This window comes from Bacillus sp. FJAT-27001 (genome assembly GCF_019039175.1).
In the GTDB taxonomy this organism is placed as follows: domain Bacteria; phylum Bacillota; class Bacilli; order Bacillales; family Bacillaceae; genus Bacillus; species Bacillus velezensis.
In genome coordinates, this window is the sequence record NZ_JAHOAA010000002.1 from 67,087 (window position 1) to 90,564 (window position 23,478).

The 23,478-nt window shown below is 48.5% G+C and carries 25 protein-coding genes; 19 read left to right on the forward strand and 6 right to left on the reverse strand.

Going from position 1 to position 23,478, the window contains the following annotated elements; all coding sequences use genetic code 11:
• Positions 1-57: 57 nt before the first annotated feature.
• Complete coding sequence (locus tag BGM27_RS05055; RefSeq protein WP_003152337.1) at positions 58-279, reverse strand: DeoR family transcriptional regulator; 222 nt, start codon at positions 277-279, stop codon at positions 58-60.
• Between the two features lie 280 nt (positions 280-559).
• Between BGM27_RS05055 and BGM27_RS05060 the strand changes: the two genes are divergently transcribed.
• Both BGM27_RS05060 and BGM27_RS05065 read left to right on the forward strand, forming a co-directional pair.
• Complete coding sequence (locus tag BGM27_RS05060) at positions 560-1,264, forward strand: ABC transporter ATP-binding protein (RefSeq protein WP_007408794.1); 705 nt, start codon at positions 560-562, stop codon at positions 1,262-1,264.
• Complete coding sequence (locus BGM27_RS05065) at positions 1,261-2,421, forward strand: ABC transporter permease (RefSeq protein WP_020954279.1); 1,161 nt, start codon at positions 1,261-1,263, stop codon at positions 2,419-2,421. The genes BGM27_RS05060 and BGM27_RS05065 overlap by 4 nt, the downstream gene beginning before the upstream one ends.
• A gap of 33 nt (positions 2,422-2,454) precedes the next feature.
• Here BGM27_RS05065 and BGM27_RS05070 read toward each other — a convergent pair whose 3' ends face one another.
• Positions 2,455-3,759 carry an NCS2 family permease gene (locus BGM27_RS05070; RefSeq protein WP_007408791.1) on the reverse strand — a complete coding sequence of 435 codons (1,305 nt, stop codon included), beginning with the start codon at positions 3,757-3,759 and terminating at the stop codon, positions 2,455-2,457.
• 95 nt (positions 3,760-3,854) lie between these two features.
• On the opposite strand from BGM27_RS05070, the gene pepV reads away from it, so the two are divergent.
• Positions 3,855-5,246 (forward strand): dipeptidase PepV, encoded by a 1,392-nt coding sequence (pepV, locus tag BGM27_RS05075; RefSeq protein WP_007408790.1) that lies wholly within the window; start codon positions 3,855-3,857, stop codon positions 5,244-5,246.
• A 37-nt stretch (positions 5,247-5,283) separates the two neighbouring features.
• Here pepV and cysK read toward each other — a convergent pair whose 3' ends face one another.
• Positions 5,284-6,255 carry a cysteine synthase A gene (gene cysK / locus BGM27_RS05080; protein WP_020954278.1) on the reverse strand — a complete coding sequence of 324 codons (972 nt, stop codon included), beginning with the start codon at positions 6,253-6,255 and terminating at the stop codon, positions 5,284-5,286.
• Positions 6,256-6,344: 89 nt separating this feature from the next.
• Here cysK and thpR point away from each other — a divergent pair, with 89 nt between their 5' ends.
• The 4 genes from thpR (at position 6,345) to BGM27_RS05100 (ending at position 9,905) form a co-directional block, all read left to right on the forward strand.
• The gene (gene thpR / locus BGM27_RS05085; protein WP_007408788.1) at positions 6,345-6,896 is read left to right on the forward strand and encodes an RNA 2',3'-cyclic phosphodiesterase; all 552 of its coding nucleotides are present in this window, start codon (positions 6,345-6,347) and stop codon (positions 6,894-6,896) included.
• Positions 6,897-6,922: 26 nt separating this feature from the next.
• Complete coding sequence (locus BGM27_RS05090; protein ID WP_007408787.1) at positions 6,923-7,855, forward strand: hypothetical protein; 933 nt, start codon at positions 6,923-6,925, stop codon at positions 7,853-7,855.
• Between the two features lie 52 nt (positions 7,856-7,907).
• Positions 7,908-8,837: a YegS/Rv2252/BmrU family lipid kinase gene (locus BGM27_RS05095; protein ID WP_007408786.1), complete on the forward strand. Its 930-nt coding sequence runs from the start codon at positions 7,908-7,910 to the stop codon at positions 8,835-8,837.
• Between the two features lie 270 nt (positions 8,838-9,107).
• A complete protein-coding gene (locus tag BGM27_RS05100) occupies positions 9,108-9,905 on the forward strand; it encodes a phosphotransferase family protein (protein ID WP_007408785.1) in 798 nt (265 codons plus the stop codon).
• Here BGM27_RS05100 and BGM27_RS05105 read toward each other — a convergent pair whose 3' ends face one another.
• Positions 9,906-10,184 carry a YtzH-like family protein gene (locus tag BGM27_RS05105; RefSeq protein ID WP_003152357.1) on the reverse strand — a complete coding sequence of 93 codons (279 nt, stop codon included), beginning with the start codon at positions 10,182-10,184 and terminating at the stop codon, positions 9,906-9,908.
• Positions 10,185-10,369: 185 nt separating this feature from the next.
• On the opposite strand from BGM27_RS05105, the gene trmB reads away from it, so the two are divergent.
• From trmB to BGM27_RS05120, 3 genes are all read left to right on the forward strand, one after another.
• A complete protein-coding gene (gene trmB / locus BGM27_RS05110; protein WP_007408784.1) occupies positions 10,370-11,023 on the forward strand; it encodes a tRNA (guanosine(46)-N7)-methyltransferase TrmB in 654 nt (217 codons plus the stop codon).
• A 58-nt stretch (positions 11,024-11,081) separates the two neighbouring features.
• Complete coding sequence (locus BGM27_RS05115) at positions 11,082-11,927, forward strand: YtnP family quorum-quenching lactonase (RefSeq protein ID WP_007408783.1); 846 nt, start codon at positions 11,082-11,084, stop codon at positions 11,925-11,927.
• Between the two features lie 78 nt (positions 11,928-12,005).
• The gene (locus tag BGM27_RS05120) at positions 12,006-13,703 is read left to right on the forward strand and encodes an NAD-dependent malic enzyme (RefSeq protein ID WP_007408782.1); all 1,698 of its coding nucleotides are present in this window, start codon (positions 12,006-12,008) and stop codon (positions 13,701-13,703) included.
• A gap of 55 nt (positions 13,704-13,758) precedes the next feature.
• On the opposite strand, the gene BGM27_RS05125 is transcribed toward BGM27_RS05120, so the two are convergent.
• Entirely contained in the window at positions 13,759-14,076 is a 318-nt protein-coding gene (locus tag BGM27_RS05125; RefSeq protein ID WP_003152366.1) for a PepSY domain-containing protein, read from the reverse strand.
• A 158-nt stretch (positions 14,077-14,234) separates the two neighbouring features.
• Here BGM27_RS05125 and BGM27_RS05130 point away from each other — a divergent pair, with 158 nt between their 5' ends.
• Positions 14,235-15,308 carry a M42 family metallopeptidase gene (locus BGM27_RS05130; protein WP_003152370.1) on the forward strand — a complete coding sequence of 358 codons (1,074 nt, stop codon included), beginning with the start codon at positions 14,235-14,237 and terminating at the stop codon, positions 15,306-15,308.
• Between the two features lie 33 nt (positions 15,309-15,341).
• Here the strand turns inward: BGM27_RS05130 and BGM27_RS05135 are convergent, their stop codons facing one another.
• Positions 15,342-15,788, reverse strand: a complete 447-nt coding sequence (locus BGM27_RS05135) for a YtoQ family protein (protein ID WP_007408781.1) — start codon at positions 15,786-15,788, stop codon at positions 15,342-15,344.
• A gap of 197 nt (positions 15,789-15,985) precedes the next feature.
• On the opposite strand from BGM27_RS05135, the gene BGM27_RS05140 reads away from it, so the two are divergent.
• The 8 genes from BGM27_RS05140 (at position 15,986) to ytxJ (ending at position 23,440) form a co-directional block, all read left to right on the forward strand.
• Complete coding sequence (locus BGM27_RS05140; protein ID WP_003152373.1) at positions 15,986-16,309, forward strand: thioredoxin family protein; 324 nt, start codon at positions 15,986-15,988, stop codon at positions 16,307-16,309.
• Positions 16,310-16,324: 15 nt separating this feature from the next.
• Positions 16,325-17,134, forward strand: a complete 810-nt coding sequence (locus BGM27_RS05145) for a DUF1444 domain-containing protein (protein ID WP_012118213.1) — start codon at positions 16,325-16,327, stop codon at positions 17,132-17,134.
• Positions 17,135-17,148: 14 nt separating this feature from the next.
• Entirely contained in the window at positions 17,149-17,754 is a 606-nt protein-coding gene (ytpR, locus tag BGM27_RS05150) for a YtpR family tRNA-binding protein (RefSeq protein ID WP_007408780.1), read from the forward strand.
• A 167-nt stretch (positions 17,755-17,921) separates the two neighbouring features.
• Complete coding sequence (locus BGM27_RS05155) at positions 17,922-20,525, forward strand: DNA translocase FtsK (RefSeq protein WP_007408779.1); 2,604 nt, start codon at positions 17,922-17,924, stop codon at positions 20,523-20,525.
• A 240-nt stretch (positions 20,526-20,765) separates the two neighbouring features.
• The gene (gene murC, locus BGM27_RS05160) at positions 20,766-22,064 is read left to right on the forward strand and encodes a UDP-N-acetylmuramate--L-alanine ligase (RefSeq protein WP_007408778.1); all 1,299 of its coding nucleotides are present in this window, start codon (positions 20,766-20,768) and stop codon (positions 22,062-22,064) included.
• A gap of 155 nt (positions 22,065-22,219) precedes the next feature.
• Entirely contained in the window at positions 22,220-22,642 is a 423-nt protein-coding gene (locus BGM27_RS05165) for a DUF948 domain-containing protein (RefSeq protein WP_007408777.1), read from the forward strand.
• Positions 22,643-22,674: 32 nt separating this feature from the next.
• Positions 22,675-23,088, forward strand: coding sequence for a YtxH domain-containing protein (locus BGM27_RS05170; RefSeq protein ID WP_003152380.1), 414 nt, complete (start codon positions 22,675-22,677; stop codon positions 23,086-23,088).
• Positions 23,089-23,113: 25 nt separating this feature from the next.
• Entirely contained in the window at positions 23,114-23,440 is a 327-nt protein-coding gene (gene ytxJ / locus BGM27_RS05175; protein WP_007408776.1) for a bacillithiol system redox-active protein YtxJ, read from the forward strand.
• The last annotated feature ends 38 nt before the right edge of the window (positions 23,441-23,478 follow it).

Genomic DNA, 23,478 nt, shown 5'->3' on the forward strand with positions numbered 1-23,478 from the left:
GACGCTGCTTTGCCTTGCAGCATGTCAGGCCGAAAAGGGCCTTATGTAATTGTTCGCTTAAGATGTAATTTTCACTTTTTTTCGTGTTGTCTCCCACTTGCCTCGGCTAGGACTATGAACAAGATCATTGTATGCTAACACATTTAAGTCTCGCTGAATGGTTCTAGGTGTAATGCCGAATTCATCAACCAGTTCCTGTGTTGTCACAAGGCCTTTTTCCTGGATGAACATGTAAACTGATTTAATCCGAGTCAGCATACGATTTGTTGAAGGTTTCAAAAAACCACTCCCTATCATAAGATCGGATGGACTTGATATACCACAACTTTCGACTCTAAAACTTCGTACGAATAAGCAACAAAGGATGACATTCTGTTTTTTCTCTTTTAACTGCCTCCATTATACACGATATGGACAACATGAATCTAGGAATAAGCGCAGATAATTTTTTCCAAATGGGTGCCGCCTTGGTGCATTACTATGCCCGGTCCGCTTTTATTATTATGGAAACTGAAACTTTTTTTATACATGTCCGTATGAAAACGGGGGAGTGAGAAGTTTGGGAGAATTATTGAATGCAAACATTGTCTGCGCCGGTTATGCTGACAGGCCGAAGGTGATTTCTGATGTATCTCTGTCAGTCAACGCGGGTGAAATTGCCGGTTTAATCGGAGCGAACGGCGCGGGGAAAAGTACAGTGATAAAGGCGGTTCTCGGGCTTTCCCGGGATATAGAAGGCGGTATTGAGTGGAATGATTCATCTTATGCTTACATACCGGAGCGTCCGAGTTTTTACGATGAACTGACGCTTTGGGAGCATCTCGAGCTGACCGGGTCATTGCGGGGCATGGAAGGGGAAGAATGCCGTGAGCGTGCAGGGCGGCTGCTTGAAGAGTTTTCGCTGACGTCTGTAAAACATGATTTGCCTTCCGGTTTTTCAAAAGGGATGCAGCAAAAATTGATGCTCATACAGGCATTTTTGGCGAAGCCGGATATTTACATCATTGATGAGCCTTTTATCGGACTTGATCCGATCTCAACGAAGCTGTTTACCGACATGCTGATTGCTGAGAAAGAAAGGGGCGCGGGGATTTTGATGTGCACTCATGTTCTGGATACGGCGGAAAAAATCTGCGACCGGTTTTATTTGCTGGATCAGGGCGCTCTGCTTCTTCAAGGCACGTTAGAGGAGCTTCAGGAAAAAACGGGGAGCCGTTCACTGCTGGATTGCTTTTATTCAGCGGTTCGGAGCAGTCAGCGATGACCGGGCGGGCTTTGTTTTTTCAAAGGCTGTTTCATTATTGGCGGTATCAATGGAAGGTGTTTCAGACGGTCATTGATTGGACGGTCGCGCTGTATATCGTTCTTCCCGCTGCCGCATTTGCCGTTTATCAATATGCTGAATGGCTGAACGGCAGGGGGCTTCTTAATGGAGCGGCAGGAGTATTAGGATGGGGCTGGCTGTATGTATTCAGTGCCCTGCTATTGTGCACGGGTTTTATTCATACCTTTTTGCTGGAAGCGGATCACGTATTTTTGGTGCATGCAAAACATCTGATGCAAAAGCTGAAACGGTACGCGCTTTTGTATTCGATGTTCCTTTCCCTTATCAAATGGGGTGCGCTTGCCGTATTGTTATTTCCCTTATGGCGCCAATACGGTGACTGTACCTTACCGGCATATTCGGGTATGTTTTGCTGTCTGTTCGGCTTCCATACCGCAATATTAGCGGTGCACCGGCACAGAAAAAACAGCAGGCGGACATTCGGGAATCAGGCGGCGGGCTGGCTGAAAGTGATGGTTCTGATGGCGGGTGCGTTTTTTATGATCGTCTTTGCCGCCGAATGGTATTGGCTTTGGCCGGCGGGATGTATATTGTTCATCTGTTCCGCTCTTTTGACTTGGAAAGGATCGGAGACATTATCAGCCTTTGAGGAAGAAGTGCTTGAGGAGAACAGGCGCAAGCTTTCATTCGCGGCCTCTGTTTTGATGCTCAGCCATGATGTGCAGCTCCCGAATGGTAAACATAAAGGGCGGAGCAAGCCGTTTTTATATCCCGGCTCAAAGCACATCTTTACAAAACGGTCGGCGTATACGGCGTGGAAAGAATTGTTCTTTAAAGTGCTGATCCGAAACGGCGGGTATCTCCGGCAGCTTTACCTTTTAACCGCGGCTTTTACGGCTCTTATTCTCGTTCTTCCGCTCTTAGTGAAGCCGGCAGTCCTCATTTTGTTTGCGATCGTCAGCCGCTATGCCGCGTCGCTTTTATTTGACCGGATCACGGACAAACCGGTTTTAAGCGGTATCAAGAGAGACAGTGATGACTATTTCAGGGCGCGAAACAGCGCATTAACCGTCATCCAAGTCATCTGTTCCGCCTGGTGTCTCATTGCCGCGATTCTTTCCGTTCTTTATATGTGAAAATCCCTTTCCGAAAAAGGAAAGGGATTTTTCTTAATGTCCGTTCAAAATAAAAAGCTGAATAAAAAACAGCACGGCGAAGATGATGACTAAAGGATGGATTTCGCGCCATTTTTTCTTAGCTGCTTTAACAAGCGGATATGAAATGAAGCCGAGTGCGATTCCGGTTGAAATACTGGACGTTAAAGGCATCGCCAAAATGACGAGAAAGGCCGGGAACGCTTCATCAAGCTCATTCCAGCGGATATTCGATACCGCACCCATCATCAGGCTGCCGACAATAATCAGAGCCGGTGACGTAATCGCGGACACTTCCGATAAGACGCTGACAAGCGGGCTGAAAAACATGGAAACGGCAAACATAACCGCAATCGTCAGCGCCGTCAGACCCGTTCTTCCGCCGGCCGCCACACCTGCTGAAGATTCAACGAACGCGGTCGTCGGGCTGGTGCCGAAGATGCTTCCCACCGTCGTAGCGGTCGAATCAGCCAAAAGCGCTCTTCTGGCATTCGGCAGCTGATTGTTTTTGATCAGTCCCGCTTGTTCGGCGACACCGATCATGGTGCCGGTCGTGTCAAAAATCGTAACGAGAAGAAAAGAAAACACAACGGCGTACAGACCGTGATGCACGACATCCCCGAGGGCTCCGAACGGATTTGTGATCAAAAGCCCCTCCGGCAGGTGCGGGAAGGACATGAATCCTTTCGCGAAATGAATCTGCCCCGTCAAAAAGGCAATGACGGCGGTCAGCGCCATGCCGATGAACAGAGCCCCGTTAACATTCAGCACCATCAGTACAATACTGATGATAAGCCCGATAAGCGTTAAAATGACGGCGGGCGAATGAAGATCGCCGAGTGCGACCAGATTAGATTTATCAGCCGTGATGATTCCGGATTGGCGTAAGCCGATAAAAGCGATAAATAAGCCGATGCCGGTCGTAATTCCGTATTTTAAATTGTCCGGAATCGCTTCTATAAGTTGTTTTCTTAAAGGCGTTAACGATAAAATAATAAAGATGACTCCCGCGATAAAAACGGCGCTGAAAGCCGTCTGATACGTAATGCCGCTGCCTGTGCCGACAACGTGAAAGGCAAGATACGCGTTTAAGCCCATGCCGGGGGCAATGGCGATCGGAAAATTCGCAGTGAGAGCCATCCATAAAGTTCCGACAATGGAAGCGATAATCGTCGCGGTGAACACCTGGTCAAACGGAATTCCCGCATTGGAAAGGATCACCGGATTGACGACAATGATATACACCATTGTGAAAAAGGTGGTCAATCCCGCGGTAATTTCTCTTTTTATTGTCGTTTGATGCTTGTCGAGATGAAACATAAGTACCTCCAATGACGAACATTTTTTCAAAACATCATCTATATTATTCGTTTTATCGACATTTTGCAAGTCTTTATCAAGAAAGGGGATTTGTGATGAACTGGGAAGTTGAAGTCATCAGAAACAAAGAAGATCTGATCCGTGACACGCAGAAGTTTTTGCAGATCAACAGCGTAATGGACGAATCAACAGCCGGTCCCGGCCGGCCGTTTGGAGAAGGCGTCAATGCCAGCCTGACGTCACTGCTGGAATTCGGTGAAAAAGAAGGCTTCACCGTAAAGAATCTTGATGGCTATGCGGGCCATATTGAATGGGGAACGGGTGACGAAATCGTCGGCGTTCTGTGCCACGTCGATGTCGTTCCGCCCGGAGACGGCTGGACGAGCGATCCGTTTTCAGCCGATATCAGGGACGGCCGGATATATGCCAGAGGCGCCATAGATGATAAAGGGCCGACAATGGCGGCGTTTTATGCGCTGAAAATCGTCAAAGACATGCAGCTCCCTTTATCCAAACGCGTGAGAATCATCATCGGAACGGATGAAGAAAGTGATTGGAGATGTGTGGATCACTACTTCAAACACGAAAAAATGCCTGACATCGGCTTTGCTCCTGACGCGGATTTTCCGATCATTAACGCGGAAAAAGGAATTATAGATGCGTCACTGCGCATTGCAAAAAGCGCTTCTGACAAAGACGCAAAAAACGGGCTTCTGTCATTCCGTTCAGGACTGCGCTTGAACATGGTGCCGGATGCGGCTGAAGCGGTTATTGAAGGGGACGGTCTTGATGCCGTGCACGCATATTTCAGCAAATGGCTTGAGCAGTCAAAAACACAGGGTGAAGCAGTTTCGGAAAATGGAAAACTGACGCTTCGGGTATACGGAAAATCATGCCACGCGATGGAACCGGATAATGGTGTTAATGCCGGCTTAAAGCTTGCTGAATGCCTTAACGGAACAGAGCTGGATGAAGCCGGAAAGAACTTTGTCAAAACCGTCAGTGACTATTTTTTAAATGATACACGAGGCAAAAAACTGAAAATTGATTGCAGGGATGACATCAGCGGAGAGCTTACATTGAATGTCGGCACCTTTACATACAGAAAGGGTGAGGAAGGAGAACTCGGCATCAACATCCGTTATCCCGTCACTTCAGACAGCAAAGTCATCCGTGATGCTTTTACGTCTGCTGAAGAATTCCGGCTTGAAGAATTTAAAGACAGCAAACCGCACCACGTTTCTGCCGATCATCCGCTCGTAAAGACGCTTCAAAAGGTTTACGAAGGACAGACGGGAAAGAAAGCGGATCTGATTTCAATCGGCGGAGGAACGTATGCGAGATCCCTTTCGGCGGGCGTCGCGTTCGGGCCGCTGTTCCCCGGCCGGCCTGACAGCGCGCATCAAAAGGATGAGTACATTGAAATCGATGACCTTCTCCGGTCAACCGCTTTATACGCCGAAGCCATTTATGAGCTTGCCAAGTGATAATAAAAAGGGACGCCGAAAGCGGCATCCCTTTTTATCATTCAAATGACCATAAATCCGTTGATAAATAACGTTCTCCCGTATCGGCCGTCATACAGATGACGATCTGTTCGGAAGGGAGGCGTTTTGCGGTTTCAATGGCGGCGAAGCAGGCGGCGCCTGAAGACGGGCCGACGAGTATACCTTCTTCCCGGGCCAGACGGCGTGTTGTCGTATACGCATCTTCATCAGATATTTTCATGATTTCATCGTAAACGTCCTGATTCAGTATGCCGGGAATAAATCCGGGGCTTGTCCCGACAAGCTTATGGGCTCCGGGTTTTCCGCCAGACAGGACGGGAGATCCCGCCGGCTCGGCGACATGAACAATCATATCCGGGAAAAGCTCCTTCAGCGTTTCTCCGGTTCCGGTAATGGTTCCGCCCGTTCCCGCCGTTGCCACAAAAGCACCGAGCGGTCTGTTAAGCTGCTGAACGGCCTGATAGATTTCAATGGCGGTCGTTTTTCGGTGGGCATCTGGATTTGCGCCGTTATCGAATTGCATCGGGATAAAACTTCCCGGAATCTGTTCGGCGAGTTCTTTCGCTTTTTTGATGCTGCCGGGCATTCTTTCCGCCCCCGGTGTTAACACAACCTCCGCGCCGTACGCTTTCAGGAGGTTGATGCGTTCTTTCGTCATCGTGTCAGGCATGACGAGGATTGCCTTGTAGCCGCGCGCCGCCGCGTTCATCGCCAGGCCGATGCCTGTGTTGCCGCTTGTCGGTTCGATGATGACAGAGCCGGGTTTTAAATGCCCGCTGTTTTCCGCTTCAATGATCATATTGTAAGCCGCTCTGTCTTTGACACTGCCGCTCGGGTTAAACGATTCTAATTTTAAATAGACCTGTGCTGCATGTTCTGGCTGAAGGCGATTGAGCTTTACGATCGGTGTGCCGCCGATCAGCTCCGCCGTGCTGTTTACGATTTTCAAGGCCGGCTCATTCCTTTCTGTATAAAACGTTCGGTACATAATATCCTATCATAATGAGCGGACAGGGTTCTCCTCTCCGCTTATCCGTTTTATAATAACACCATAACCAAAGAGGGGGAGATCCTCGTATGAAAGCTTCATTGCCGCATTATTTTATCGGCATTCCGATTCCGGCTGACATTGCTGAACCGATTTGGGAAGCAGCCGAAAAGGAGCCGGCGTTAACATTCAAAAAATGGGTGCACCCGCATGACTATCATATTACACTCATTTTTCTCGGAGCCGCGGATGAAGAACGGCTTGCGAAATTATCGTCTCTGCTCGCAGATGCTGCGTCGGCAGCGCAGCCGTTTACCGTACAGTTTCAGCATCTGGATATTTTCGGCGACCGCAGACAGCCGAGAGTGCTTCACCTTGAGCCCGAACGGAATGAACTGCTCTTTGATTTGCGGGAAAAAACAAAACAGGCTGTTTTGAAAGCCGGTTTTCAAGTGGAAAAACGCCCGTATCACCCTCATATGACGATGGCGCGGAAGTGGGCGGGAGACCGGCCGTTTCCTGACGATGTGCCGTTTGAAAGCGGCAGGGTGCAAAGTGCCGTCAGCCGGTTTTCCCTGTTTCAGACCCATCTTGACCGGTCGCCTAAATACGAAGAAATCGCACAGTTTCAATTGACATAAACAAATATTCGGAGTGGAGAAATCACATGGCACAGATCATCAAAATTCACGACTGCATATCCAGATATGAACTTGATCCATATCATTATATGAACCAGTTTATCCGGCTGAAGAAAGAACGCTGGGAGGCGCTTCTTGAAGCGTTTGACCGGATGACGGAAGAAAAAGAAACGGAAACGGCTGCAGGCGGGGAAACCGATCAAGCGCCGGCCAGGAAAAAATTTTCCTTAAAAAAGAGAAAAGAAGAAAATACGGCCGATATAAATGAAAAGAGGCACCAATGGTTTGATGAGCCGGAGGGAGAAGAGGCGCTGTTCGGGAATCTTCCGTCTCGAAAGTCTGAGCTCGCCCCTTTTTTCAAAGATCAGCTGTATGACTTTCAATTAAAATGGGCGAGCTCCACGCTTTCTCAAAAGTCTGTGCTTTCACAGGCGGTTAAAAGGGACGGGATGTTAAAAATGCTGGCTCAAAAGCTGCCCGATTCCTATTTTGTGATGTATCATCCGGTTCTGCAAATTCAGCAGGCGTCCGTCGAACTGAGCATGATCATCATCTCGCCGCTGGAGATTTTCTGCGCTGCTTTTATGGAAGCGGAAGAGGACAGCGTATATATCGGATCAAAACACCGTTTTTGGGAAGAAAGAGGCTCCGGCAGCACGCGCCAAGTATTGAATCCGTCTCTCAGCCTGCACCGGACGGGCTCGGTCGTTTCGCAAATCGTAAAAGAAAAGCAGGCCGACATTCCCGTGCGGAAGCTTTTGCTCAGCAGAACGTCTTATATTGATTATCCGGAGCCGCCGTACGGGCTGGAAATAGCTGATAAACGGACTGCCGCAGAGTGGCTGGAAAAGCAGCAGAAAAATACGGCGCCGATCAAGCACCACCAGCTGAAGGCGGCGAAGGCTCTTTTGTCTTACGGCTTGAGCGATTCAAGCCGGAGACAGGAATGGCTTGATTAAAACGGACGTTTGCCGGCTGTCTCTTCATCTATGAAGCAGGTGAAAACAAACGATGAGTCAATGGTTTTTTATTATTAATCCGGTCTCAGGAGGCGGACGGGGCCGGCGTGTCTGGAAATCAGTTCAAAAAGAGCTGACCAGGCGCGGGGTCAGCCACCGCTCTTTTTTGACCGGGCATCCCGGACATGCGGAGGTGCTGGCGAGGCAGATTTCAATGATGCAGGATCATAAGCTTAAGCGGCTGTTCGTCATCGGCGGTGACGGGACGATGCATGAAGTCATTAACGGACTGAAAGGAACGGATCAGATTGAGCTGACCTTTGTGCCCGCCGGTTCGTACAATGACTTTTCCAAAGGGCTCGGTATTAAGAAGTCGGCGCTCCTCCAAGAAATCAAAAGTCTGCACCGCCCGCTGACACGGAAATTTTTTGCGGGAAACATCAACTTTTTTCATGACAAAGCGCAATCACTTTATTTTATTAACCACCTGTCTGTCGGCTTCGATGCCTCAGTTTTGAAGGCAGCGGCGAATTTTCCGTTATCGCGCGTTCTTCGGTTTTTGCGTCTCGGCTTTGTGATTTACCCGCTCGCGCATTTACATACGGCCTCGGGGTTTCAGCCGTTCAGATTTGTTTGCACGGCAGACGGCCAGAGGCGAGAATTCCGCAATGTCTGGTTTGTCATAGCGGCTAATCACCCTTATTACGGAGGCGGCATGAAAGCGGCGCCTTCAGCAAATCCCCGTCAAAACCATTTTGATATTGTCATCGCAGAAAACCTGTCCTTTTTCTCGCTGTATCGTTTTTTATGGGCGATGAGCTTCGGCCGGCATATCAAAATGGACGGAGTGACGATGATAAAGGGGAAGGAATTCGTTTTTGAAACAGATGGGAAAATTCCGTTTCACGCTGACGGCGAGCTGATCGGAACGACGCCGTTTCGGCTTATGCCGGGCGGTACGCCGTTGAAAATAAAAACATAATAAACAAATGAAACCCGTCAAATGTTTCACGGCAAAGAGCGGTTCGCGGCATAAATCTTCAGAATTCACAGGTGTTCTTGCTAGTTTTGCTTGACGAAGTTTGTGCTGTAGCGCTAAAATTTATAGGACGGCTATTGATTAGCATATGAGACTCTCAATAGCTGTCTTTTTTATTCTCATGAAATTGTTTATGACAGGCCGCTCCGCCAATAGAGAAAGGCTGGAGGCCTATTCTAAAATATTTTAAGAAATGATGGGTTGAACATTGATATGAACTGGTTGGGACAATTACTAGGTAGCGATTGGGAGATCTTCCCCGCCGGAGGAGCTACAGGAGATGCATATTATGCGAAACATAACGGCCAACAGCTTTTTTTAAAACGTAATAGCTCGCCCTTTTTAGCCGTGTTATCCGCCGAAGGCATTGTTCCGAAGCTGGTTTGGACAAAACGGATGGAAAACGGAGACGTCATTACGGCTCAGCATTGGATGGCGGGCAGGGAGCTGAAGGCAAAGGATATGAGCGGACGCCCGGTGGCTGAGCTGCTCCGCAAAATCCACACATCAAAAGCTTTGCTCGACATGCTGAAAAGATTGGGAAAAGAACCGCTTGATCCGGGCGCCCTTTTGTCGCAGCTGAAGCAGGCCGTCTTTGCCGTGCGGCAATTTTCGCCGCTTATTCAGGAAGGCCTTGCTTATTTGGAAGCTCATGTGGATCAGGTGCAATTCGGTGAAAAAGTCGTTTGCCATTGTGATGTGAATCATAATAACTGGCTTCTGTCTGAAGACAACCAGCTGTATTTAATAGATTGGGACGGCGCCATGATAGCTGATCCGGCCATGGATCTCGGCCCTTTATTGTATCATTACGTCGAAGAGCCAGCGTGGGACAGCTGGCTTGGGATGTACGGCATGAAGCTCACGGAAGGGCTTCGGCTGAGGATGGCGTGGTACATGTTATCGGAGACCATCACCTTCATCGCCTGGCACAAATCAAAAGGAAACGACAAAGCGTATCATGATGCCATTGAAGAGCTTCATGCCCTGATGAAGCGGATTGTCAAGTAGTCAGGAGTACGAATCCATCTGCTCCACCCATTGGGACAAATGGTTTTGGTGCTCCTGAATATGCGTGTCGATGGAATCGGCCGTGATGCCGGACTGGCTGTAGCGGTAGACATCCTCGAGCACGTTTTTTATATTTGAATCAAGCCCGGTGTTGGCCATCAGTGATTTGATGACGCGCTCCAGCTGTTCATACTCGGCAACCGTGCCGCAGCAATCCAATTGATGGTCGGCCAGTATGTCCTTTAATAACCGGACCTGATGTTCGCTTGTTAAGCCCATGATTCATATACACATCCTTTCTGTGTCATACATTGTGCAAAGCGGTGCGGTTTTATGCATCACATGAGTGTTCCGGACCGGGGAGCCTCTTTTTTTATGCAGCCGGCGCCTTTAAAAGGCGCTTGCGGCTCTTTATGTTTCATGGTATGTTGTTACTCGAAATTATAGATAGAGGTGTCAATCATATGAGAATGCGCCATAAACCTTGGGCGAATGATTTTCTGGCAGAAAACGCTGACATCGCCATCAGTGATCCGGCCCAGTATAAAGGGCGGTGGAACACGGTCTTTGGCAATGACAAACCGATCCACATTGAAGTCGGTACGGGAAAAGGGCAGTTCATTTCAGGAATGGCCAAGCAGAATCCGGATATCAACTATATCGGGATTGAGCTGTTTAAAAGCGTCATCGTCACTGCCGTCCAAAAAGTTAAGGACAGCGGGGCTCACAATGTCCGTTTGTTAAATATAGACGCGGAAACACTGAATGACGTATTTGAACGGGGAGAAATCAAGCGCGTATATCTAAACTTTTCTGACCCGTGGCCGAAAAACCGTCACGAAAAGCGCCGTTTAACATTTAAAACGTTCTTGAAAAAATACGAAGAAGTGATGGGCGAAACAGGTGAGATTCATTTTAAAACCGATAACCGCGGTTTATTCGAATACTCTCTGAAAAGCTTTTCCGAATACGGCCTGCTTCTGACGGAAGTCAGCCTTGATCTGCACAACAGCGATCCGAAGGGCAATATTATGACAGAATACGAAGAAAAATTCTCCGCGCTCGGCCAGCCGATTTATCGGGCCGAAGTTGAATGGAGAACAAAAGACAGACTCTGATGCGGGAGTCTGTTTTTTTATGCCGCCATTTGCTACCATTACATCAGGAGGGATCAAGATGGAGACATTGAATATTGGGAATATTTCATTAACATGGCTGGACGGCGGTGTAACGCATATGGACGGCGGAGCGATGTTCGGCGTTGTTCCGAAACCTTTATGGTCGAGAAAATACCCCGTAAATGACAAAAACCAGATTGAATTAAGAACAGACCCGATTCTGATCAGAAAAAACGGCCTGAATATATTGGTTGACGCGGGTATCGGCCGAGGGAAATTCTCAGATAAACAAAAAAGGAATTACGGCGTAACACAGGAATCCAATCTGAAACAATCTCTTCGTGACCTCGGGCTTTCCTGTGAGGACATTCATATCGCCGCGATGACCCATCTTCATTTTGACCATGCATGCGGCCTGACGGAGTACAGCGGAGAGGAGCTTGTCTCTGTTTTCCCGAATGCCCGCATTATCACTTCTGCAACAGAGTGGCGCGAAATGAGAAACCCTAATATCAGATCGAAAAATACATATTGGAGAGAAAATTGGGAGGCGATACAAGATCAGGTCGAAACCTTTGAGAACGAGTATCAGCTGACAGAAGGCATTACGATGCACCACACCGGCGGCCACAGCGACGGCCACAGCGTCATCGTCTTAGAAGACGGTGGGGAGGCGGCTGTGCATTTTGCCGACCTGATGCCGACGAATGCGCATAAAAATCCGTTATGGGTGCTGGCCTATGATGATTATCCGATGACCTCTATTCCAGAAAAGCAGAAATGGCAGACGTTCGCGGCAGAAAAAGACGCCTGGCTGATTTTCTATCACGACGCGATTTACAGAGCGGTAAAATGGGGAGAAGACGGCGAAGTGGCTGCATCTGTCAAACGGGAGAAAAAATAAGCGGATCGATGATTTGCCTGTATGAATTTCGGGAATAAAAGCAAACCTAAGACAAATTGCTTTGAAAGGAAGAGACAGGTGAATCAATTTCAAGTGACGAAAGATGGAGAAATCAAAACAACTCTGCGCGGATTAGAAGTGCTTTCTACGCCTTTTTTAAATAAAGGGGTGGCCTTTACACAGGAGGAAAGAAAGGAACTCGGGCTCGAGGGCTTTCTGCCGCCGAAAGTATTGACAATCGAAGAGCAGGCGAGGCGGGCCTACGAACAATTCAGTTCGCAGCCTGATGAGCTGAGCAAAAATGTCTACTTGACCGCTCTCCATGACCGGAATGAAACGTTATTTTACAGGCTGTTAAATGATCATTTAGGCGAAATGCTGCCGATCGTATATACGCCGACCGTCGGCACTGCGATCCAGCGTTACAGCCATGAGTACAGAAAACCCCGCGGTCTGTATTTGTCAATAGATGATCCTGAAGGAATGCGCGCCGCATTTCAGCAGTTCGGAAAAAATGAAAACATTGACTTAATCGTTGCCACAGATGCCGAGGGCATTCTGGGAATCGGTGACTGGGGCGTCGGCGGCATCGCCATTTCTGTCGGAAAACTCGCGGTGTATACGGCGGCGGCCGGAATTGATCCGTCACGAGTGCTTGCGGTCGTATTGGACGCGGGGACAAATCAGGAAAGCCTCTTAAATGACCCGCTGTATGTCGGAAACCAGCATTCAAGAGTGCGCGGCGAGAAATATGACCGCTTTATTGATGAGTATGTCTCGCTTGCCCGGGAAACATTCCCGAATGCGCTGCTTCATTGGGAGGATTTCGGTACGGCTAACGCCCGCGGCATATTAAAACGGTATAAAGATAAAGTCTGTACGTTTAACGATGACATTCAAGGAACGGGCGCGGTATCGCTTGCAGCTGTTTTAGCGTGTGCAAAAGCATCAAAAGTGCCTTTAAAAGAGCATAAAGTCGTCGTCTTCGGCGCGGGAACGGCCGGTATCGGAATTGCTGAGCAGCTGCGCGAAGCTATGGTGCATGACGGATTAAGCGAAGAAGAATCCTACAGCCATTTTTGGTGTATCGACAGAAACGGATTGTTAACGGATGATATGAAGGACTTGCGTGATTTTCAGGTTCCGTACGCGCGCCCTGCTGATGAAGTGAAAGAGTACGGCCGCAGCGGTGAAGGCGGATCAATTGATCTGGCGGAGACGGTGCGTCAGGCCAAGCCGACGATTCTGATCGGCACATCCACCGTATCAGGCGCATTTACGGAAGAAATCGTCAAAGAAATGGCCTCGCATGTCAAACGGCCCGCTATTTTGCCGATGTCAAACCCGACGACATTATCAGAAGCAAAACCTGAAGATTTGATTAAATGGACGGAAGGCCGCGCGCTTGTCACTACGGGTAGTCCGTTTCCGCCTGTTGCGTATAACGGCGTTACCTACCATATCGGACAGGCGAACAACGCGCTCGTATTCCCGGGACTCGGACTCGGCACGATTGTGACAAAAGCAAGGCTCATTACGGACAATATGTTCGTTGCCTGCGCGAATGCCATCGCCGGTATGGTGGACGTCGGCAAGCCGGGGGCGCCGATGCTTCCGAAAGTGGAGGATCTCAGGACGGTATCGGCAACTGTGGCGGTAGCTGTAGCTAAAGCTGCGATTCAGGACGGTGTAGCGGAAACGGAACCCGAGGATCTGATCCAAGCGGTGCAGGACGCGATGTGGCACCCCGTATATAAACGAATTCGGCCGATGTAACCGAATAAAGCCCAAAACGCTGATGGTTTTGGGCTTTATTTTTTGCTTGTCCGAATTATGAGGCGACAGAATCAATGACATCGACAATCTGGCCTGTTTTTGCATTGACCATAACTTCATATTGCTCCAGTTCGCCGAATGCCGAACGTGTCACGCCGGTCTTGTATACCTGGATGGTTTCTCCGTTTACCTGGTAGGGCTCGGGCTCTGTGTAAATCCATGATCCGTCTATCGGCCCGCGCTGTTTAAAAGCCGCTTTCACGATACGGAGCGCTTTTTCTGAAGAGATATAAGGTTTCATCGCATACTTTTTCACTGCGATGGCAGCGCATAATCCGACTCCTGCACCTAAGAGAAAATGACGTAATTTCAATATGAAGCACCTCCAATTATGTCGTAGTTTTTATTATACAGAAGATGCCAGACGGTGTTAAGTAAAGCGTCGGTTTTCCAGCCCATTCAATCTGAGCGCTTGGAAAACGGTTGTTTTTCTAATAAAATAAAAGCATTACATAGAAATGAGGGGAAAATATGAATGAGGAAACGAAAACGCTTTTCCGGACGCTGACGCAGCTTCCCGGTGCACCGGGAAATGAACATCAGGTCCGCTCCTTTATGAAACGGGAGCTTGCGAAATATGCGGATGACATCGTGCAGGACAGACTCGGAAGTGTTTTCGGAGTAAGGCGCGGCGCTGAAGATGCGCCGACCGTTATGGTAGCCGGCCATATGGACGAAGTCGGGTTTATGGTAACGCAGATTACGGATAACGGCATGCTGAGATTTCAGACGCTCGGCGGCTGGTGGAGTCAGGTGCTGCTTGCCCAGCGCGTCGAGGTGCAGACGGATAACGGACCGATTATCGGCGTCATCTCAAGCATCCCGCCCCACATTTTAACGGATGCCCAGCGCGCAAAGCCGATGGAGATCAAAAATATGATGATTGATATCGGTGCCGATGACAGAGAGGACGCGGTCAAAATGGGGATCAGACCGGGACAGCAGGTCGTGCCTGTCTGCCCGTTCACCCCGATGGCCAACGAGAAGAAAATATTGTCCAAAGCGTGGGATAACCGCTACGGCTGCGGGTTAAGCATTGAACTATTAAAAGAGCTGCACGGAAAAGACCTGCCGAACAATCTGTACGCCGGGGCCACCGTTCAGGAGGAAGTCGGCTTGAGAGGGGCGCAGACAGCGGCCAACATGATTCAGCCTGATCTCTTTTTCGCGCTTGATGCCAGCCCGGCAAATGATATGAGCGGCGATAAGGAGCTGTTCGGCCGTCTCGGCGAGGGGGTGCTGCTCCGCATTCTCGACAGAACGACGGTCATGCACCGCGGGATGAGAGAGTTCGTCCTTGATATGGCGGAAACGCACAATATCCCTTATCAATATTTCGCTTCAGGCGGGGGAACGGATGCCGGACGGGTCCACATATCAAACAGCGGGGTTCCGTCTGCCGTCATTGGCATTTGTTCAAGATACATTCATACAAATGCCGCCATCATCCATGTCGATGATTATGCCGCGGCGAAAGAAATGCTCATTAAGCTGGTCATGGCGAGTGACAAACAGACGGTCGAAACGATCAGAGAAAATGTGTAAAAAAATAAGCAGGACCGCATAAAGGCGGCCTGCTTATTCTGTTTCAAATAAATAAGAGAGTGCTTTCATCGCTTGATTGACGGTTTCGACCGTGATATTCGCTTTTCCGGAAAGCTCTTTCAGCGGATGATGAAGTTCTTTCGGACGGATGAGAATGAGCGGCTTTCCTTTTGCGATGGCATAAGAAGCATCCATCGCGGTATTCCACTGCTTATATTTCTCGCCAAACAGGGCGATCACAAAATCGGCTTTTTCCATCAGCACCTCTGTACGGAAATTGTTGATATCAGAAGCTCTGGCGTCTTTTAAAACAGAATCGGGCTGCACGCCCATAATCTCTTCTCCGATATTGTCTGAGCGTTCATGGTTTTCCATCGGGCCGACAAACGTAATCGGCAGGTCCAGCGCCGTTGCTTTTTGCTTAATCTCATCCCGCCAATTACTGTGGATCTCACCTGCTAAATACACGACAAACTGCATCTTTTGCCCCTCCTTATGTACATATTCAGATTTTCGTACGGCTACAAGCAAAATGGTAAACGAAACTTGCTTGATAATGCAAATGAAATATGATAATGATATTGCATATAGTTGGTCTTGCCGTAAACAGTCTGGTATGATCCAATTGGACAAACATCAGCATATAAAAAACTCATAATCCAGATGGAGGAATGACAATGAAAAAGATTGAAAGCACGGAAGAATTGCAAAAAGCGGTACAAGACGATTGGGCGGTATTTATGTTTTCAGCGGATTGGTGCCCGGACTGCCGCTTTGTGGAGCCGTTTCTCCCTGAGCTGGAAGCGGACTTTCCTGAATTCACTTATTACTACGTAGACCGCGATCAATTTATTGATACATGCGCGGAATGGGAAATTTACGGCATTCCGAGCTTTGTTGTGTTTAACGGAGGAAAAGAAGTGAACCGCTTCGTCAGCAAAGACCGTAAAACAAAAGAAGAAATTGAGCAATTTTTAACCGATTCCCTTGCTAAAGCATAAAGGAGGCCACGGGCTTTGAAAATGACGTCAAGGAAGCTGGCGGATTTATTAAAACAGCGCCTGCAGCACGAGAACCGATCCTTCTTTTTTGACAGAGAAAAAGACACCCTCCGTGTTGAGGATCAAACGACCAAAAAAGGCATCACATTGGAGCTCCCGCCGATCATTGCGAAGTGGGAGACGAAAAAAGAAGAAGCGATCGACGAAATCGTCTACTATGTGTCAGAAGCAATGGAGGCGATGGAAGGCAGCGGACAGGAGATGTCCGGAAAGGAAGCCGGTATCTATCCGGTCATCCGCTCCACATCATTTCCCGATCAAACGAGCGACGGCATTCCCCTCGTGTATGATGACCATACGGCCGAAACGAGAATCTACTACGCGCTTGACCTCGGCAAGACGTACCGCTTAATTGACAGCCGTATGCTCGAGAAAGAAAACTGGACAAAAGAACGGATCAGGGAGACGGCGTCATTCAATCTCCGCTCTCTTCCTTCAGTAGTGAAACAGGATACGGTTGCGGACAATTATTTTTATTTTTTCAGGGCGAATGACGGCTATGACGCCAGCCGGATTCTCAATGATTCGATTCTTCATGAATACAAGCAGGCCGCTGAAGGCGAATTGGCGATTTCCGTCCCGCATCAGGATGTATTAATACTTGCTGACATTCGAAATGAATCGGGTTATGATATTTTAGGGCAAATGTCCATGAGCTTCTTTGCAAGCGGCACGGTGCCGATTACGGCCCTTTCATTTCTGTATAATGAAGGCAGACTGGAACCTGTGTTTATCATGGCGAAAAGCCGGCCGAAAAAGGATTAGAAAGGATTTTTCTTATGAACGCTTTTTACAATAAAGAAGGTGTGGGAGATACGCTTCTGATCTCTCTTAAAGATGCAGCACGCGAAGAAATCGCCTATGAAAAAGAAGGCGATGTCATCAGAATCTTTAACAAAGAAACAAAAGAAACGACGGGCTTTAACATTTTTAATGTGTCTTCTTATCTACAGATTGAGGACAACGGCCCCGTCGCTTTGTCTGAGACATTCGTTCAGGATGTGAATGAAATACTGAACAGAAACGGCGTTTCAGAAACGCTGACGGTTGACCTTTCTCCGAAATTTGTTGTCGGTCACGTTGAATCGAAAGAAAAACATCCGAATGCGGATAAACTGAATATCTGCCAAGTGAATGTCGGAGAGGAAACCCTCCAAATCGTTTGCGGCGCGCCGAACGTGGACAAAGGGCAAAAAGTCGTCGTCGCTAAAGTCGGCGCGGTGATGCCGAGCGGACTTGTGATTAAAGACGCTGAATTAAGAGGCGTTCCGTCAAGCGGCATGATCTGCTCCGCGAAAGAACTCGCTTTGCCGGATGCGCCGGCGGAAAAAGGGATTCTTGTTCTTGAAGACAGCCGCGAGGCCGGCGAAGCATTTCAATTCTAACTCCCATAAATAAGCGCACAGAATCGAATGATGTGAGAGAAAGCCGTTAAGCAGGCCTGCTTAACGGCTTTCTTCAGTTGGGAGCTTAATCTTTTCTGAGCCGCCCGGCAATGGTATACTAAATATCGTCCCAGACTACTAAAAAGGGAGTTAGAGAGTGATTAAACATGAGTTGGCTGAATAAATTTTTTGACTTATTTTTAGGTGAAAAAGAAGAAGAGCATGAACGTGAACCAAACACGCATGCCCAAATCCCGAAACAGCAGATACCGGATCAGCCAGAAGGCAAATTCACGCGCATGGAAGATCCTAAAATATATTACGAATATCCGAAAGGGAATTTCCGCTTCCCTGTCGTTCCGGACGGCTATAAGCGAACGGAGCAAAACCAAAGACAGCGGGAAAGGCACGAACGCCGCCAGCCGTCCCGGGATTATGCCGCCGGGAAGGAGCAAACCGAGCGGAAACAGCATACACATAAAGAGCCTGATACGGTGAAAAAGCCCTTTAAACCGTCATCCATTCCTTCACCGGTTTACGGCTTTCAATCTCAGCACAGCATAAAAAAAGCGCCTATATCCGAAAAGCGGCGTGAAGAGAACGTAACATTGCTGTCAGAGGAGCAATTTGTTCCGCCAAAAGCCGGTCAGGAAACGGAAAAAGAGCCCGTCTTCACAACATCCGGCATAACAAAACAGACGAATGACCGGCCAGAACCGTTTGCGAAACAAGAAACGGAAGAAATCCCGGTCTTTAAAAAAGAGGAGCTTCACACCGAGGCTGAGAATGCAAAAGAGCAAGTGTTTGCAGCAGCAGAACCGCAGCAGACTGAAGAGCGGGAGCACACGGAAAGCGCGGAGTCTGCCGGCTTTACAGAAGAACAAGAGCATGAACAAACCCGCCCGCAGCCTATTAAAGAGCCTGAGTATGAAGTATCCCGAACGGCTGAAAACACAGAGGAACAAGCGGCGCCGCAGGAGGAATATCAGGAGCCTGAGCCGGAAAAAGCACCGCCTTTTGAAACCGCAGAAGAACCGGTGTATACATACACAGAACCCGGATACGATGAGGAAGTTCAGCCGCAGTCTGAAGACAAGCCCGAATCAGCTGAAACCGACGCGGAACAGGAAACAGACTCGCAGCCTGAGTACAATGAAGTCACGCGGCATTCAGACCCCGAGCCTGAACCTGCAAGCATCGAGACTGCCGATGCCCCGTCCCGGCCTGCCGAAGAAAAAACGGAGCATCACGGACAGCCTCAGCCTGTGAAAAAAGCGGAGCGGCCGAAAGAGCGCAATGTTCCGTTTAACGTCATGATGCTTAAAAGTGATAAACACAAGCAGACGAAGACGTCAGAGGGCGGAGCGAGCTATGCCTTTCCGAATCTGTCGCTTTTGGACGTACCGCCGGCGCAAAGACATGACGACCAATCCTGGATTGAAGAACAGCGCGAGCTTTTAAACGTTACACTGAAAAACTTTAATGTGCGCGCCCAAGTCGTTCATGTCACACAAGGCCCGTCCGTCACACGTTTTGAAGTGCATCCTGAGCCCGGAGTGAAAGTAAACAAAATTACAAACTTAGCAGATGATATTAAACTGAGCCTGTCTGCCAAGGATATTCGGATTGAGGCGCCGATCCCCGGTAAAAACACGATCGGCATTGAAGTTCCGAACCGCGTAAGCAAAGTCGTTGATTTAAGGCAGATGATCAGAAGCGCCGCTTTCAGGACGAATCCGTCTCCGCTTACAGCCGCGCTCGGTGTCGATATTTCCGGAAACCCGGTCGTCATTGATTTGAAAAAGATGCCGCACGGGTTGATAGCGGGTGCGACAGGATCGGGAAAAAGCGTCTGCATCAATACCATTTTGGTCAGTCTGCTTTATAAGGCGGATCCGAGTGATGTCAAAATGCTTCTGATTGATCCGAAAATGGTCGAGCTTGCGCCTTATAACCAAATTCCGCATTTGGTCAGCCCCGTCATCACGGACGCCAAAGCCGCGACCGCCGCGTTAAAATGGGTTGTGGAAGAGATGGAACGGCGATATGAACTGTTTGCCCATTCGGGTGTGAGAGATATCGGCCGCTTTAATGAATTAACCGCCGATCATAAGACAGGCGAAAAGCTTCCGTACCTCGTAGTGGTCATTGATGAGCTTGCTGATTTAATGATGGTTGCGCCGAACGATGTGGAAGAAAGCATTGCCAGAATCGCGCAGAAAGCGAGAGCCTGCGGCATTCATCTGCTTGTCGCGACACAGCGTCCGTCTGTCGATGTCATTACCGGAATGATCAAGGCAAACATACCGACGAGGATTGCATTCTCCGTCTCAAGCCAGGTAGATTCCAGAACAATCATCGACATGGCGGGAGCGGAAAAGCTGCTTGGAAAAGGCGACATGCTGTACTGGGAAAACGGTACCGGAAAACCGGTGCGCCTGCAAGGCAACTTTGTATCCGACAGAGAAATTGACCGCGTCGTCTCTCATGTCAGAAAGCAGCTGCCGCCTTCTTATTTGTTTGAACAGGAAGAACTGATCAGGCAGGGAACCGCCCTCAAGGAAGAAGACGAACTGTTTCCTGAGGCGTGCCAATTCGTCGTGGAGCAAAACAGCGCCAGCACCTCAAGCCTTCAAAGAAGGTTCAGAATCGGTTATAACCGCGCCGCGAGGCTGATTGACATGATGGAAGCCGAAGGCATGATCTCAGAAGCGAAGGGCAGCAAACCCCGTGAAGTGCTGATTACGGCCGCTGACATTGCTCAAGAATAAGAATATCGTTCATTTTTCTCACAAACATGGTATGATAGTGGATGGACCATCAAAACTGCATCACTGTCACGCGCTGAAATATCATGCGGCAGGTTTAATCAAAAAGAAAGTTACAGATACTGACGATAACGTAAAAATAAATGGAAGCGCCGCTGTGCGGGCTTTTTGCCCGCGGCGGTCGCAAAATGAAATGAGCGTCATATACTGGGGAACAGATAGACGTTTGTTGGAGGTACGATTATGACTGTTTATCATTTTGTTGGAATAAAAGGGACAGGTATGAGCCCGCTTGCTCAAATCCTGCATGATACAGGGTATCAGGTGCAGGGATCGGATATCGAGAAGCAGATTTTCACTCAGGCTGCCCTTGAAAAAAGAAATATCCCGATCTATCCGTTCAGCGCCGATAACATCAAACCGGGCTTAACGGTAATCGCCGGAAACGCATTCCCTGATTCTCATCCGGAAATCGCAAAGGCGCTCGCTGAAGGGATTCCTGTCATCAGATATCATAAATTTTTAGCTGAATATATGAAAAAATACACAAGTGTCGCGGTAACGGGCGCACACGGCAAGACGTCCACAACGGGCCTCTTGGCACACGTGATGCAGCAGGCGAAGCCGACTTCGTTTCTTATCGGGGACGGAACGGGCAGAGGAAATGAAAGCAGCGAATACTTTGTATTTGAAGCCTGCGAGTACCGCCGTCATTTCTTAAGCTATCAGCCTGATTATGCGATTATGACGAATATTGATTTTGACCACCCTGATTATTTCGCCAACATTGACGATGTGTTTGATGCTTTCCAAAACATGGCGCTTCAAGTCAACAAAGGCATCATTGCCTGCGGTGATGACGAGTACCTGCCGAAAATTCACGCCAATGTGCCTGTCGTGTATTACGGCACGGGAGAAGAAAATGATTTTCAAGCGAGAAACATCGTGAAAAATACGGAAGGCACGACATTTGACGTCTTTGTCCGCAATACGTTTTACGATACGTTCTACATCCCGGCATACGGGCATCACAATGTCCTCAATTCCTTAGCGGTCATTGCAATCTGCCACTATGAAGAGATAGACGTGAACATGATTAAGCGCGGACTTGAATCATTCGGCGGCGTCAAACGCAGATTCAATGAAAAAGTGATCGGCAGCCAGGTATTGATCGACGACTACGCCCACCATCCGACTGAAATCAAAGTCACGATTGAGGCGGCGCGCCAAAAATATCCCGAACGTGAAATCATCGCGGTATTTCAGCCGCATACGTTTACACGGACGCAATCATTCCTTGATGAATTCGCAGAAAGTTTAAGCGCGGCCGATCGCGTGTATCTGTGTGACATTTTCGGCTCAGCCCGCGAGAACGTCGGCAAGCTCACGATCACGGATCTTCAGGAAAAAATCGATAACGCAGAACTCATTGAAGAAAATGACACATCCGTGTTAAAAGCGCATGAAGGCGCAGTGCTGATCTTCATGGGCGCCGGAGACATTCAAAAATATATGAGAGCCTATGAAAACGTCATAGCGTAACGAAAAAGCAGTGGGGCTCTCACTGCTTTTTTGCGCGTGCTGCAAAGGGATTTACCGAGAAACGGAGAAATAGTATACATACAGATCTTTCATATATGTTTATCATTTTAAGAATTGGGTATATACCACTATATCCTGCATTAAGGAGGTATTAGATGATCATCATTCTTTACTTAAGTGTCGCACTCATTGCCGTTGCATTTCTCATCCTCGTCATCTATCTGTCCAAAACATTAAAGTCCGTGCAGATGACTTTAACAAACGTTGCCTCGACTTTAGACGGCCTTGAAGGGCAGATGAAAGGTATTACCGCAGAGACAACCGAGCTGTTACATAAGACAAACCGTCTCGCGGAAGACATTCAGGAAAAATCAGAGAAATTAAATACGGTTGTCCATGCTGTCCAGGAAGTGGGAACTTCCGTCCAGCAGTTTAATACATCCATAAAGCAGGCAGCAGGTTCCGTTACGGCCTCTGTAAGAGAGAATCAGGATAAGATCAGTCAGGTTGTCACCTGGAGCCAGGCCGCTATGGAAATATGGGACAAGTGGAAGCAAAAGAAAAAAACATCGCTTTAATCATAAGAAAAATCCACTAAGGAGGAATCATAATGAGCAAAGATGGAATCAATAGTAAGGATTTTTTAATCGGAACGCTGATCGGGGGAATTATCGGCGCGACAACGGCGTTGTTTCTGGCGCCTAAATCAGGTAAGGAGCTGCGCGACGATCTCGGCAGTCAGGCTTCTGCGTTAAAGGATAAGACGGACAGAATGACGGCCGACGCGAAAGAAAAAGGCTCTCAATATGTCAGCATCGCCAAAGACAAAACATCTAATATCACCCAGCTGGTAGCTGATCAGTCAGGCCAGATTATGAATAAAGTGAAGGATTTAAAAGACCGTTCTAAGAGCACACTAACCGAGAAAGCCGAAGAGACGAGAAGCGAAATGCAGGACACGGCCCAAAGCATCAAGGCCGAAGCGGAAGACGCCGGGGAAAAAGCCGGTCAGGCAAATCGCTGATCCTCAATAAGGAGAGATAACCGACATGACAAAACAGCTGATATCGTCTGAGGAAGAGTTCAAAAATGCCGCTGAGAAAGAAAACACGCTCGTGTTTTTGAAACACAGCACAACCTGCCCGATCAGCCAAGCCGCGTTTCAGGAGTTTGACGCCTTTGCATCGGCGCATTCGGAAGTGCCTTCTTATTACCTGCAGGTGCAGGACAGCCGGCCGCTTTCAAACTATATCGCCGAGACATACGGCGTGAAACATGAAAGCCCGCAAGTATTCGTCATTGCAAACGGCGAAGTGAAATGGCACGCGTCTCATTCACAAATCACAAAAAACGCAATAGAGCAGCACCTTTCATAATTGCTGGCCGCCGGTTGATACCGGCGGTTTTTTTTTTT

Coding starts and splice junctions, on each gene's coding strand:
- BGM27_RS05065 (WP_020954279.1), top strand. CDS start 1,261: ATGACCGGGCGGGCTTTGTTTTTTCAAAGGCTGTTTCATTATTGGCGG.
- BGM27_RS05070 (WP_007408791.1), bottom strand. CDS start 3,759: ATGTTTCATCTCGACAAGCATCAAACGACAATAAAAAGAGAAATTACC.
- pepV (WP_007408790.1), top strand. CDS start 3,855: ATGAACTGGGAAGTTGAAGTCATCAGAAACAAAGAAGATCTGATCCGT.
- cysK (WP_020954278.1), bottom strand. CDS start 6,255: ATGTACCGAACGTTTTATACAGAAAGGAATGAGCCGGCCTTGAAAATC.
- thpR (WP_007408788.1), top strand. CDS start 6,345: ATGAAAGCTTCATTGCCGCATTATTTTATCGGCATTCCGATTCCGGCT.
- BGM27_RS05090 (WP_007408787.1), top strand. CDS start 6,923: ATGGCACAGATCATCAAAATTCACGACTGCATATCCAGATATGAACTT.
- BGM27_RS05095 (WP_007408786.1), top strand. CDS start 7,908: ATGAGTCAATGGTTTTTTATTATTAATCCGGTCTCAGGAGGCGGACGG.
- BGM27_RS05100 (WP_007408785.1), top strand. CDS start 9,108: ATGAACTGGTTGGGACAATTACTAGGTAGCGATTGGGAGATCTTCCCC.
- BGM27_RS05105 (WP_003152357.1), bottom strand. CDS start 10,184: ATGGGCTTAACAAGCGAACATCAGGTCCGGTTATTAAAGGACATACTG.
- trmB (WP_007408784.1), top strand. CDS start 10,370: ATGAGAATGCGCCATAAACCTTGGGCGAATGATTTTCTGGCAGAAAAC.
- BGM27_RS05115 (WP_007408783.1), top strand. CDS start 11,082: ATGGAGACATTGAATATTGGGAATATTTCATTAACATGGCTGGACGGC.
- BGM27_RS05130 (WP_003152370.1), top strand. CDS start 14,235: ATGAATGAGGAAACGAAAACGCTTTTCCGGACGCTGACGCAGCTTCCC.
- BGM27_RS05135 (WP_007408781.1), bottom strand. CDS start 15,788: ATGCAGTTTGTCGTGTATTTAGCAGGTGAGATCCACAGTAATTGGCGG.
- BGM27_RS05140 (WP_003152373.1), top strand. CDS start 15,986: ATGAAAAAGATTGAAAGCACGGAAGAATTGCAAAAAGCGGTACAAGAC.
- ytpR (WP_007408780.1), top strand. CDS start 17,149: ATGAACGCTTTTTACAATAAAGAAGGTGTGGGAGATACGCTTCTGATC.
- BGM27_RS05155 (WP_007408779.1), top strand. CDS start 17,922: ATGAGTTGGCTGAATAAATTTTTTGACTTATTTTTAGGTGAAAAAGAA.
- murC (WP_007408778.1), top strand. CDS start 20,766: ATGACTGTTTATCATTTTGTTGGAATAAAAGGGACAGGTATGAGCCCG.
- BGM27_RS05165 (WP_007408777.1), top strand. CDS start 22,220: ATGATCATCATTCTTTACTTAAGTGTCGCACTCATTGCCGTTGCATTT.
- BGM27_RS05170 (WP_003152380.1), top strand. CDS start 22,675: ATGAGCAAAGATGGAATCAATAGTAAGGATTTTTTAATCGGAACGCTG.
- ytxJ (WP_007408776.1), top strand. CDS start 23,114: ATGACAAAACAGCTGATATCGTCTGAGGAAGAGTTCAAAAATGCCGCT.